Genomic DNA, 11,881 nt, shown 5'->3' on the forward strand with positions numbered 1-11,881 from the left:
CGGCTCCGACTCCAGGTCCGAGCTCTTCGCGCTGGACCTAGAACGCCCGCCGCGCCTCCTCGGTGGTCAACCCGCGGACGCCCCGCGTCGACACGGCCGCGAGCGTCGCCACGACGATGATCGCGGCGCAGGCGAGCAGCGTGGGTCGCGTGCCGAACTGCTGGGCCGCCGGGCCCGCGAAGATCTCGCCGAGAGGTACGGCGACGAACGAGCCGACCATGTCGTACGAGTAGACGCGAGCCAAGGAGGCGCGGGGCACGTTGCCCTGCAGCGACTGGTCCCACGAGATGGCGAAGATCTCGAGGGCGACGCCGCCCAGCAGGAACGCCACCACGAGGGCGGGCACAGCGGGTGCCAGTCCGAGCGTCGCCACCGGCACCGCCGTCACGGCCATCAGCCCCACGCCCACGGCGAGACCGTGTCGGGGGCGCCACCGCATCGCGACCACCGCGCCGAGGCCGAGGCCCACGGTCTGGGCCGCGACGACCAGCCCCCAGGCCGCCCGACCGAACGTGTCGTCGGCCACGACGGGGCCCAGCACCGTGGTCGCCCCCACGAAGGCGGCGTTCAGCACGGCGAACTGGGCGACGACGATCCACACCCACGAGCGTCGGGTGAACTCGCTCCACCCCTCGCGCAGGTCGGCGATCACGGACGAGCCGGAACCGACGCCCGCGACGCCAGCCGAGGCCTCGGCATCCTGCCGAGCCGGCAGCCGTAGTCGCGAGTACAGGACGCCCGCCAGCGCGAATCCGGCCGCGTCGACGGCGAGGCCCCATCCCGGCCCGACCACGGCCACGATCGCCGCCCCGGCGGACGCCCCGACGACGCTGCCCCCGTTCAGGCCCAGGCGCAGCAGGGCGTTCGCCGGTCGCAGCAGAGCGGCCGGGACCGTCTCGGGCACGAGGGCCGCCGCGGTCGGCAGGCTCACCGCGGCCACGGCGCCGTTCAGCACGCTCAGGACGACCAGCAGCGGGATCGTCGCCGACCCCGTGATCACGAGCGCGGCGACCACGCCCTGCGTCCCGGCCGCGGCGAGCGACGTCCCCACCAGCACGACGTCCCGTCTCAGTCGGTCGGCGATCACACCCCCGGCGAGCAGCACCGCCACGTTGGCGATCGACCGGGCCGCGACGACCAGGCCGAGGTCCGCCGCCGACCCGGTCAGGTCGAGCACGGCGAACGCGAGCGCGATCGGTGCGACGGCGTTGCCGAGGACGCCCGTCGTCCGAGCCGCGAGCAGCCAGCGGAACGTGGCGTGGCCGAGGGGGCCGCGGCGGTCGTCCGTCTCGTCGGGAACCGAGGAGGCGCCTCCCTGGCCCTCGGTCACGGTCGCCTCAGCGGGAACAACGCGGCCGTCATCGACACGGGGCTCGTGCCCGGTGTCCGGGGTCGCCGGGCGGCGGCGTGCAAGAGAGCGGAGGCGTGCCCCACGTGGCGGACGACGCGCTGCCAGGTCTCGGCGTCGACCCAGAGCTCGGCATCGGTCGAGACCTGGGGGCCCGCCACCCGCCGGGGGGAGCGCCGGCGCAGTTCGTCGACCAGGGCCTCGACGTACCGGGCGCGTTCCTCGTCGCCGTCGTCGTCGAGGGGAGCGGGCGCGAGCGGGAAGGGACGGGCCGACGACAGGTGGCGGTAGCGCTTGGCCTCACCGCCCCGGATCGTGACCAGCTCGACGACCTCGACGAGCCCGGCCCGCTCGAGCACCCGCAGGTGGTAGCTCGCCGTCGCCTGGGACAGTCCGAGCTCGCGACCCGCCTCGGCGGCGCTCATCGCGACGCCGGTCAGGAGCGACAGCAGTCGGAGGCGGATCGGGTGGGCCGTGGCGCGGAGTTCGTCGAGTGCGGGCATGACGTCATCGTGCGGCCCCTCGACCCTGACCGTCAAACGGGTCTTTGGGGGTCGGTCCTTGGCGCCACACGGATGATCGTATTTTGTCGTTAATGATTGCTTGGTTGCACTTTCGCGCATGTTCAGTCAAGATCTTGCGCATGACACGAATCGCGTTCATGGGTGCCGGCAGCGTCGTCTTCACCCGCCAGCTGATCGCCGACCTGCTCGGCTTCGACGACCTCGGCCCGATCGAGGTGGCCCTGCACGACATCGACCGTCAGCGCCTCGACGTGGCGGAGGGCACGGCGCACCAGCTCGCCGAGCGCTTCGGGCGACCGGTCACGGTGTCGGCCCACCTCGAGCGCCGCGAGGCCCTGGCCGGGGCGGACTTCGTCATCGACATGGTGCAGATCGGCGGGGTCGAGGCGACGCGTCGCGATCTCGAGATCCCGGCCCGGCACGGCCTGCTGCAGACCATCGGCGACACCACGGGCGTGGGCGGGGTGTTCCGCGCGCTGCGCACGTTCCCGTTCCTCTCGGCCCTCACGGCCGACATGCGCGAGCTCTGCCCCGACGCCGTCCTGCTGAACTACACGAACCCGATGGCCATGAACATCTGGTGGGCCTCCGTCGTCGCTCCCGACATCACCGCCCTCGGCCTGTGCCACAGCGTCTACTGGACGGCTCACGACCTCGCCGAGCTGGTCGGCGTCCCGGTCGAGCAGACCGTCCACCGCGCCGCCGGCGTCAACCACCAGAGCTGGTTGCTCGAATGGACCCACGAAGGGCGCGATCTCTACCCCCTGCTCGAGCAGAAGATCGCCGCCGACCCCGAGCTGCGGCGCCGCGTGCGCGTCGAGATGTTCCGTCGCGTCGGCTTCTACCCGACCGAGACCAGCGAGCACTCCTCCGAGTACCTCTCGTGGTTCCTCCGGTCGCCCGAGCAGGTCGAGCGGTTCCGCCTGCAGCCGCTCGAGTACCTCGGCATCAGCGACGACAACGTCTCCGAGTACCACCGCGCCCAGGAGGCGTTGCGCACCGGCAGCCCCTTGCCGCTCGAGGAGGGCGCCACCGAGTACGCCCCGCAGGTGATCCACTCGCTCGTGACGGGCACGCCGCGCGAGATCCATGCGAACGTCCCGAACCTCGGCCTGATCGACAACCTGCCGCAGGGCGCCGTGGTCGAGGTGCCGACGCTGGTGGGCGGGCACGGCATCCGGCCGGTGGCGATGGGTGCGCTGCCGGTCGCGTGCGCCGCGGTGAACCGTCCTTACGTGTCGGTGGCCGAGTTGACCGTCGAGGCGATGCGCACGGGTGACCCGCGCCTCCTGCGCCAGGCGGTGCTGGTCGATCCGAACGCCGGCTCGACCCTGACCCCCGAGCAGATCTGGCGACTCTGCGACGAGCTCGTCGAGGCGCACGGCGACCTGCTGCCCGAACCCTTGCGCGAACTCCTGCCCGCGAGCGCGCTGTGACGGCCGTCGCGACGGCCGAGCTGATCGCGACGGCCGTCGAGCGCGGGACGGCGGTACCGAGCTTCAACGTCATCGGGCTCGAGCACGCCGAAGGCATCGTCCTGGGCGCCGAGCGCGCCGGTGGCGACGTCCTGCTGCAGCTCAGCGAGAACGCCGTGCGCTATCACGGCGGGCTCCGGCCCCTGGTCGCGGCCTGCCGTGAGCTCGCGGCGGCGGCCTCGGTCGGCGTGTCCATCCATCTCGACCACGTCGAGGACTCCGACCTGATCGACGAGACCATCGCGCTCGGCCCGGTCGCCGGCATCGGCTCGGTCATGGTCGACGCGTCGACCCTGCCCTACGACGAGAACGTCGCCGTGACCGCGGACGCGGCTCGGCGGGCCCGGGCGGCCGGGCTCTGGGTCGAGGCCGAACTCGGTGCGATCGGCGGCAAGGACGGCGCGCACGCCCCGGGGGTGCGCACCGACCCGGCCGAGGCGTCGTCGTTCGTCTCGGCCACCGGCGTCGACGGCCTGGCGGTCGCGGTCGGATCGTCGCACGCGATGGCCGACCGGTCGGCCTCGATCGACCTCGACCTCGTGCGTCGACTGGCGGACGCCGTGCCGGTGCCGCTCGTGCTGCACGGGTCGTCGGGCGTGCCCGACGACATGATCCGCGCGGCGGTCGACGCCGGCATCCGCAAGATCAACGTCGGCACCGCCCTCAACATCGCGTGGACGGCGGCCGTGCGGGCCGCCCTCGCCGACGACGCCGCCCTCACCGATCCCCGCCGCTACGGCCGGCCCGGGCGCGAGGCGCTGGCCGCCTCGGTCGCCTCCTTCTGCTCCGTCATCTCACCGACCACCGCCTCCGTCACCGCCCCCGCCGGCCGGTAGGGCACCTCGAAAGGAACACCATGAGCCTCACCACCACCGAGATCCTGAGCCAGCCCGACACCTGGGCCCGGGCCATCGCCGAGGCACCCGCGGCCAGCACCTTCTTCGGGTTGCCCGGCGAGCGCGTGCTCTTCCTCGGCTGCGGCACCTCGGCGTTCGTCGCCGAGTCGTTGGCCCACCTCCGCGAACGCGCGGGGCTCGGCGAGACCGACGCCGCCTACGCCAGTGAATGGCGTCCCGGCCGCCGGTACGACCGCATCGTCGCGATCACCCGGTCGGGCACGACCACCGAGATCCTCGACGCCCTCGCCGCCGCCGACCCCGAGACCGTCAAGGTCGCGATCGTGGCGGTCTCCGGCAAGCCCGTCGACGCCCTGGTCTCGGACACCCTGGTGCTCGACTACGCGGACGAGCAGAGCGTCGTGCAGACCCGGTTCCCGACGACGCTGCTGGCCGCGGCCCGCGCCGTCTACGGCTACGACGTGAGCGGTCTGGTCGAACAGGGTCGCGCCTCCCTGTCCGTGCCCTTCGGTCTCGACGTGACGCGCTTCGACCACTTCGTCTATCTCGGCAGCGGCTGGACCCACGGCCTCGCACAAGAGGCGGCCCTCAAGGTGCGAGAGGCCGCGCAGGCCTGGTCGGAGTCGTACCCCCTGCTCGACTACCGTCACGGCCCCATCGCGGTCGCGGGCGAGAGGTCGCTCGTCTGGATCATGGGCCCGGTCGAGCCGCAGCTGGTCGCCGACATCGAGGCGGTGGGCGCGACGGTCGTCGTCGGCGACGACGACCCCCTCGTCCAGCTCGCCGAGGCACAGCGGCTCGCCGTCGCACTCGCCGAGAGCCGGGGGTTGAACCCCGACACGCCCCGACACCTGACCCGCTCGGTCATCCTCGGCTGACGACGAGCCCTCTCCCCACCCCCACCCGAACGGAGCACGACGATGTCCTTCTTCTCGCACACCACGACCGGCCGCAGCACGGCCGACGGCCGCAGGCACCCCGCCCGCGGCGCGACCGCCGGACGACTCCGGCGGGGGCTGGCGCTCGGCGCAGCCGTGGCCACGGCGGCGGGCCTCCTCGCCGGCTGCGCACCCTCGGGGTCCTCGACCCTCGACGAGTCGGCCGACGTCGAGATCACCATGTGGACGGGACAGGACGACGCGGCCGGCCAACTGCTCGACGACCTGGCGCAGGAGTTCATGGACGAGCACCCGAACGTCACGCTCAAGCTGTCGCCCGGGGCCTCGTCGACCGAGGAGCTGCTACAGAAGCTGTCGGCCTCGTTCGCCGGGGGCACCTACCCCGACATCTCGTACGCCTTCGGCTCGTGGGCGAGCCAGCTCGAGAAGTCGAAGCGCACCCTCGACATCACCGACCAGGTCGCCGAGCCCGACGTGAAGTGGGAGGAGTTCCCCCAGGCCGCCCGCAGCACGGTGCAACCGACCGGCGACCGCACCATCGGGTTCCCCGCCGTCGTCGACAACATCAGCCTCCTCTTCAACAAGACGGTGTTCGACGAGGCGGGCGTCGCGTACCCGACCGCCGACTGGACCTGGGACGACTTCCGTGCGGCGGCGAAGCAGCTGACCGACCCCGCCTCGAACACCTACGGCTACGGCTACTCGGTGTCGGGCAGCGAGGAGACCACGTGGCAGCTGTGGCCGCACCTCTGGCAGAACGGGGGCGAGATCCTCAGCGAGGACGGCACCGAGGCCGCCTTCGACGGCGATGCCGGGGTGGAGGCGTTGACCTTGCTGCGCGACATGGCCGTCGAGGACGAGAGCGTGTACCTCGACCAGACCGACACGAAGTTCGGACCGCTGTTCGCCAGCGACCGCATCGGCATGATCACCTCGGGCCCGTGGCAGCTGAACGACCTGAAGATCGCCGGCACCGAGTACGGGGTCGTCGAGCTCCCGGGCACCGACGGCGACCACCAGACGGTCTCCGGGCCCGACGTCTGGGCGCTGTTCGACCACCAGGACGCGAACCGGGCGTACTGGTCGTACGAGTTCACCGAGTGGCTGACCTCGGCCGAGCAGGACCTGCGCTTCAACGTCGAGTACGGCAACCTGCCCTTGCGCTCGAGCGAGTCCGACAGCCCCGAGTTCCAGGCGAAGGCGGCCGAACTGCCCGGGCTCGACGTGATGCAGGCCAACGCCGAGAACGCGAAGCACGCCCGACCCACCGTGCCCGGGTACGTCGACGTGTCGGCCGCCGTCGGGCAGGCGGTGTCGTCGGTGCTGCAGGGCCAGGGCGAACCCGCCGAGGCCCTGCGCAAGGCCGCGGACGAGGCCGACGAGTCGCTGGGCGACCAGTGACCGCGACCTCGGCGCCGACGCGACCGGGGCAGGCCGAGCCCCCGGGAGGCGCGGGGCGGCCCCCGGCGCCGGCTCGGCCCCGCGGGCGGCTCGGCTCCCGCCTCGGCGGATGGGGGTTCGTCGCGCCGGCCCTGGTGATCGTGCTGGGCCTGTCGATCTTCCCGGCGGTCTGGGCGCTGCTGTTGTCCCTGCAGGAGTGGGACGGGTTCAGTGCGCCCGAGTTCGTCGGGGTCGACAACTACGCCGAGCTGGTCGGCGACGCCGACCTCGGGGCGGCCGTGCTGCACACGGTGCTCTACACCGCGCTGTTCGTGCCCGCGGTCGTGCTGCTCGGCCTCTTCCTGGCCGTGTCCCTCAACCGGCGCATCCGATTCATCGGGCTCTACCGGACGGCCATCTTCGTCCCGTTCGTCGCCTCGGCCGCCGCGACGGGCATCCTGACGACGTACCTCTTCAACCCGCAGTTCGGTCTGATGAACAACGTGCTCCGGGTGCTCCACCTGCCCCAGCAGGGATGGCTCGAGGACCCGACCCAGTCGATGGTCGTCATCGCGATCATGTCGCTGTGGGGGCAGGCGGCCTTCACGACGGTGATCTACCTCGCGGCCCTGCAGGACGTGCCCGGCGACGTCGTCGAGGCGGCGCGCATCGACGGTGCCGGGCCGACGCAGATCTTCTGGAACGTCGTGTGGCCGCAGCTGCGGCCCGTCACGACCTTCGTCGCCATCTACATGACCCTCCAGGCCGTGCAGCTCTTCGACCTCGTCTACACGACCACCCGCGGTGGTCCGCTCAACGCGACCGAGACGATCGTCTACTACCTCTGGCAGACCGCCTTCCGCGAACTCGACTTCGGCTACGGCTCGGCCATCGCCTACGGCCTGTTCTTCGTCACCCTGATCGCCACCGTCATCGTCACCGTGCAGCAGCGCCGCGCTGCCGCCCGAGAACAGGAGACCCGATGAGCGTCGACGCCCCGGTGCTGCCGCGCCGTCCCCTCGACACGGCCGAGGCCGTCGTCTCGCCGCCGCGACCCGCGCGTGGTCGTCGTCGGCGCCTCCCCTTCAGCGCATGGCACCTGCTGCTGTTGCCCGTCGCGGTGGTCTTCCTGGTGCCGTTCGTCGAGATGTTCCTGACGTCGTTCACGCCGGCGGGCGAGATCAACAAGTTCCCGCCGGCGTTCTTCCCGTCGTCGCTCACGACGGCCGGGTACGAGAAGCTCTTCGCCGAGTCCGACATCCTGCTCTGGCTCGCGAACACGGTGATCGTCTCGATCGTCGCGATCGTGTCGCACCTCGTGCTCTGCTCGTTGGCCGGCTACGGGTTCGCGCGCCTGCGGTTCCCCGGGCGCGACATCGGCTTCCTCGCGGTGCTCGCGACGATCATGATCCCCACCCAGCTGCTGATGATCCCGACCTACGTGCTGTTCGCCCGGGTCGGGCTGATCGACACCCTGGGTGCGGCGATCGTGCCGTGGCTGGCCTCGGCCTTCGGCATCTTCCTGATGAGACAGTTCTTCCTCTCGCTGCCGGTCGAGCTCGAGGAGGCGGGCATGATCGACGGCTGCACGCGGGTTCAGGTCTTCTTCCGTATCGTCCTGCCGCTCGCGCGGCCCGCGCTGGCGACCCTGGCGATCTTCACGCTCCTCGGCTCGTGGAACGACCTGGTCTGGCCCCTCATCGCGATCAACGACGCCCAGGCGTTCACCCTGCAGCTCGGGCTGACGAACTTCCAGGGCAACCGACGAACCGACTGGAGCCTGTTGATGGCCGGCAACGTCGTGGCGACCCTCCCGCTCATCGTGTTCTTCCTGGTCGCGCAGAAGCAGTTCGTGGCCACCATGACGTTCTCGGGGTTGAAGGGATGAGCGCCGGGTCCACCCGGGTGCTCGTGGTCGGCGACGCGAACCTCGACCTGGTCCTCACGGGCGACGTCGTGCCGCGGTTCGGGCAAGAGGAGCAGCTGCTCGAGTCGAGCCGCCTGGTGCTCGGCAGCTCGGCAGGCATCGTGGCCCACGGCCTCGCGCGACTGGGGGTCGAGACGACCCTGGTCGCCTGCGTCGGCGACGACGACTTCGGCCGGGTCACGACGCAGCGGCTGCGAGAAGGCCACGTCGACACCTCGGGCGTGCGGATCGTCGACGGTGCGGCGACCGGACTGTCGGTCATCCTGTCCGCGCCGCACGACCGCTCGATCCTGACCGACACCGGAGCCATGACCTCCGTCCGCGGCGCCGACGTGAGGGCGGCCCTGGACGCCGCCCGGGCCGCCGGGCGGCCGTTCGGTCACCTGCACGTCGCGTCGTGGTTCCTGCTGCCCGGCCTCGCGGCCGAGTTGCCCGCCCTGTTCGCCGAGGCGCGCGCCGACGGGGTGACGATCAGCCTCGACACGAACTGGGACCCCGCGGGTCGCTGGCAGGGGCTCCGCGAGGCGCTGCCGCACGTCGACCTGTTCCTGCCGAACCGTGAGGAGCTGCGCGCCGTCGGCGCCGTGCTCGGCGCCCCGACCGGCGACGAGCGGGACGGTGGCGAGGGCCCCGCCGTCCAGGACGACCACGACCACGACCTCGCCGCGGCGGCCACGATCGCCGCCCTCGGCCCCGCCGTCGTCGTCAAGGCGGGCCGGGACGGGGGCTGGTCCCTCCGAGACGGCGGGCGACCCGTCCCGCACCCGGGCCTCGTGCTCGACGTGGTCGACACCACGGGCGCCGGCGACAGCTTCGACGCCGGCTACCTCGCGGCCTGGACGACCGGCGTCGACGACGAGGCGGAACGCCTGCGCTGGGCCACGACCGCGGGCTCGCTCTCGACCCGTGCCGCGGGCGGCACCGGTGCGCAGGCCGTCCGAGGCGACCTCGAGCGGGTACCCGCGTGATCGTCGTGGCCGCCTTCAGCCCCTCGCTCGACACCGCCTACGTCGTCGACGATCTCGTGCTCGGACACCCGCACCGACCGTCGTTCGTGCGCCGCGTCGCGGGCGGCAAGGCGCTCAACATGGCCCGGGCCGCGTCCGCCCTGGGGGCGGAGGTCACGGCCGTGCCCGTACTCGGCGGACACATCGGCGAGCTGGTGGCCGAACTGCTCCGGGCCGACGGCGTCGCCGCCGTCCCGGTGCCCGACGACGTGACGACCCGTGTCTGCGTGTCGATCGGCTCGGACGCCACCGGCGACCTGACCGAGGTCTACGAACACGCGGTCCCGGTCTCGGTCGTCGTCGTCGACGCCGTCCTCGCCGCCCTCCGGGCCGCGCTCGTGCCCGGTGCCTGGCTCTCCGTGTCGGGCAGCATGCCGCCCGGCGTGGGCGACGACCTCGTGCCCCGCCTCGCCGAGCTGGCCCGCGCCTCCTCGTCGCGATTCGCGCTCGACACGCACGGCGAACCGCTCCGACGCCTGCTCGCGGCGGGCACCGCCGTCGACCTGCTCAAGATCAACCGCGAGGAGGCGCGGGCCGCCCTCGGCGCACCGGCCGACGCCGCGCTCGGGTCGCTGGTCGACGGGCTGAGGGTGCGGACGCGCGGTGCCGTCGTGGTCACCGACGGAGCCGCGGGCTCGCTCGCCGCCGACGACACGGGCCGGTGGAGCGTCGCCCTGCCGACCACCGCGGGCGACCACCCCGTGGGCAGCGGCGACTCGTTCCTCGGGGCGCTCGTCGCGGGACTCGACGCCGGCCGACCGCTCGCTCAGGCGCTCGCCGCGGCCACGGGAGCGGGGGCCGCGAACGCCGAGGTGCCGGGGGCGGCCGTCTTCGACGCCGACCGGGCCCGCGAGATCGCCGACCTCGTGCGGGTCGAACCCGCCTGACGGCCGATCGCGCCACGCCCGCTCCACCCCAGGACCTTCCCCTCGACAGAGAGAGACATCGATGCAGTTCACCTTCGACTTCGACGACGCGACCTTCGCGGCCAACGTGACCGCGCCTCCCCGACGCACGGGCACCGGTTTCGTCGTCCCCGCCGGCCCCGTGGCCGTCCTGCACCCGTTCGGCGAGACGGAGTTCTACCGGCACGGCTGGAACTCGTGGAGCCCCAGCGGGTGGGCCCGCACGGACGGCGAGACGATCGGCATCAAGGACAGCCCCGAGCGACTGCTGACCGCGGACGACGCCGCCGTCGAGACGCCGCACGCGCACTCGGGCAGCGCCGTGGGTGCCGTCGCCGGCCCCGACGGGCGGGTGCTGCTGATCGGCAGCCTGGGCCTCGGTACACCCCGCGTCGGCGCGGACCGCGACGTGCTCTGGGCCCGGAACGAGGCGGACCTCGCCGAGTGGTTCGTCGCCTACGGGCCCGAACTCGAGGTGTTCGCCGACTACGCCCGCCTGGTCTCGGAGCGGCTCGGGCACCGCACCCGCACGGCCGGGACGGTGTGGAGCAGCTGGTACTCGTTCTTCGAGTCGATCGACGAGGGCCTGATCGCCAGCACGGTCGCCGACCTCGAGGGTCAGCCCGTCGACGTGTTCCAGATCGACGACGGCTGGGAGACGATCGTGGGCGACTGGGAGGCCGGCCGCGACTTCCCGTCGGGCATGCAGGCCACCGCCGAGGGCATCGCGGCCCGCGGGTTCCGGCCCGGCCTGTGGCTGGCACCCCTGATCGCCCTGCCCGGTTCGACGATCGCCCGCACCCGTCCCGACCTCATGGTGCAGGGCGAGGACGGTCGTCCGCTCGTCGCCGGTCACAACTGGGAGTCGCACTACTACGCCCTCGACACGACGCAGGACGAGGTGCGGGACCACCTCCGCGAGGTGTTCGAACGCGTCACGGGCTGGGGGTTCAGCTACCTCAAACTCGACTTCATGTACGCCGGGGCCGTCACGGGCGTCCGCAGCACCGACGTCCACCGGGAGGTCGCCTACCGCGACGCCCTGCAGCACATCCGCGACGTGGTGGGCGACGACACGTACCTGCTCGGCTGCGGCGTGCCGATGATCCCGTCGGTGGGCATCCTCGACGGAGCCCGGGTGGGGCCCGACACGGCCGCCGTGTGGGACAACGCGGAGCGGCCCCGCGACCCCTCGGGCGCGGGGGCGCTCAACTCGATCGTCTCGTCGGTGAACCGTGCCTGGATGAAGGGCCTCTACGAGGTCGACCCCGACTCGGTCTACTTCCGCAGCACGAGGAGCCTGCTTGGCGAACCCGAACGGCAGCTGCTGCGCGACACGGCGGCCGTGCTCGAGTTCCGGTCGACCTCGGACCCGATGGCGTGGCTCGACGAGACCGAACGCGGCCGGCTCGCCGACTGGCTGTCCGAGCGGCCGACGGTGGAGCACGTCGGCCGGCACCGGTTCGTGGTCGACGGACGCGAGGTCGACCTGACCGCCGTCGTCACGGGCCGGCACGAGCCCGATCCGACGGCCGTCGCCGGCTGACCCCTCGACTCGG

The 11,881-nt window shown here is 72.5% G+C and carries 11 protein-coding genes; 9 read left to right on the forward strand and 2 right to left on the reverse strand.

Annotated elements, in window-relative coordinates; translation table 11 throughout:
* Nucleotides 1-37 precede the first annotated feature (37 nt).
* On the reverse strand, nucleotides 38-1,330 hold the full coding sequence (locus tag HRF36_RS00655) for an MFS transporter (protein WP_173204747.1): 1,293 nt from the start codon (nucleotides 1,328-1,330) through the stop codon (nucleotides 38-40).
* On the reverse strand, nucleotides 1,327-1,851 hold the full coding sequence (locus HRF36_RS00660) for a helix-turn-helix domain-containing protein (RefSeq protein ID WP_173204750.1): 525 nt from the start codon (nucleotides 1,849-1,851) through the stop codon (nucleotides 1,327-1,329). The genes HRF36_RS00655 and HRF36_RS00660 overlap by 4 nt, the downstream gene beginning before the upstream one ends.
* Nucleotides 1,852-1,991: 140 nt before the next feature.
* On the opposite strand from HRF36_RS00660, the gene melA reads away from it, so the two are divergent.
* The 9 genes from melA (at nucleotide 1,992) to HRF36_RS00705 (ending at nucleotide 11,868) form a co-directional block, all read left to right on the forward strand.
* Entirely contained in the window at nucleotides 1,992-3,308 is a 1,317-nt protein-coding gene (gene melA, locus HRF36_RS00665; protein ID WP_173204753.1) for an alpha-galactosidase, read from the forward strand.
* Nucleotides 3,305-4,183 carry a class II fructose-bisphosphate aldolase gene (locus HRF36_RS00670; RefSeq protein ID WP_173204756.1) on the forward strand — a complete coding sequence of 293 codons (879 nt, stop codon included), beginning with the start codon at nucleotides 3,305-3,307 and terminating at the stop codon, nucleotides 4,181-4,183. The genes melA and HRF36_RS00670 overlap by 4 nt, the downstream gene beginning before the upstream one ends.
* Before the next feature lie 20 nt (nucleotides 4,184-4,203).
* Nucleotides 4,204-5,082, forward strand: coding sequence for an SIS domain-containing protein (locus tag HRF36_RS00675; protein ID WP_173204759.1), 879 nt, complete (start codon nucleotides 4,204-4,206; stop codon nucleotides 5,080-5,082).
* A gap of 42 nt (nucleotides 5,083-5,124) precedes the next feature.
* On the forward strand, nucleotides 5,125-6,504 hold the full coding sequence (locus tag HRF36_RS00680) for an ABC transporter substrate-binding protein (protein ID WP_173204762.1): 1,380 nt from the start codon (nucleotides 5,125-5,127) through the stop codon (nucleotides 6,502-6,504).
* A complete protein-coding gene (locus tag HRF36_RS00685) occupies nucleotides 6,501-7,469 on the forward strand; it encodes a carbohydrate ABC transporter permease (protein WP_173204765.1) in 969 nt (322 codons plus the stop codon). The genes HRF36_RS00680 and HRF36_RS00685 overlap by 4 nt, the downstream gene beginning before the upstream one ends.
* A complete protein-coding gene (locus HRF36_RS00690; protein ID WP_173204768.1) occupies nucleotides 7,466-8,371 on the forward strand; it encodes a carbohydrate ABC transporter permease in 906 nt (301 codons plus the stop codon). Before HRF36_RS00685 ends, HRF36_RS00690 begins: the two co-directional genes overlap by 4 nt.
* The gene (locus tag HRF36_RS00695; protein WP_173204771.1) at nucleotides 8,368-9,378 is read left to right on the forward strand and encodes a carbohydrate kinase family protein; all 1,011 of its coding nucleotides are present in this window, start codon (nucleotides 8,368-8,370) and stop codon (nucleotides 9,376-9,378) included. Before HRF36_RS00690 ends, HRF36_RS00695 begins: the two co-directional genes overlap by 4 nt.
* A complete protein-coding gene (locus HRF36_RS00700; RefSeq protein ID WP_173204774.1) occupies nucleotides 9,375-10,304 on the forward strand; it encodes a PfkB family carbohydrate kinase in 930 nt (309 codons plus the stop codon). The genes HRF36_RS00695 and HRF36_RS00700 overlap by 4 nt, the downstream gene beginning before the upstream one ends.
* A gap of 61 nt (nucleotides 10,305-10,365) precedes the next feature.
* Nucleotides 10,366-11,868 carry a glycoside hydrolase family 36 protein gene (locus HRF36_RS00705; protein ID WP_173204777.1) on the forward strand — a complete coding sequence of 501 codons (1,503 nt, stop codon included), beginning with the start codon at nucleotides 10,366-10,368 and terminating at the stop codon, nucleotides 11,866-11,868.
* Nucleotides 11,869-11,881: the final 13 nt, after the last annotated feature.

Source organism: Frigoribacterium sp. VKM Ac-2836 (genome assembly GCF_013248995.1).
GTDB lineage: Bacteria > Actinomycetota > Actinomycetes > Actinomycetales > Microbacteriaceae > Frigoribacterium.

Coding starts and splice junctions, on each gene's coding strand:
- HRF36_RS00660 (WP_173204750.1), bottom strand. CDS start 1,851: ATGCCCGCACTCGACGAACTCCGCGCCACGGCCCACCCGATCCGCCTC.
- melA (WP_173204753.1), top strand. CDS start 1,992: ATGACACGAATCGCGTTCATGGGTGCCGGCAGCGTCGTCTTCACCCGC.
- HRF36_RS00675 (WP_173204759.1), top strand. CDS start 4,204: ATGAGCCTCACCACCACCGAGATCCTGAGCCAGCCCGACACCTGGGCC.
- HRF36_RS00680 (WP_173204762.1), top strand. CDS start 5,125: ATGTCCTTCTTCTCGCACACCACGACCGGCCGCAGCACGGCCGACGGC.
- HRF36_RS00690 (WP_173204768.1), top strand. CDS start 7,466: ATGAGCGTCGACGCCCCGGTGCTGCCGCGCCGTCCCCTCGACACGGCC.
- HRF36_RS00695 (WP_173204771.1), top strand. CDS start 8,368: ATGAGCGCCGGGTCCACCCGGGTGCTCGTGGTCGGCGACGCGAACCTC.
- HRF36_RS00705 (WP_173204777.1), top strand. CDS start 10,366: ATGCAGTTCACCTTCGACTTCGACGACGCGACCTTCGCGGCCAACGTG.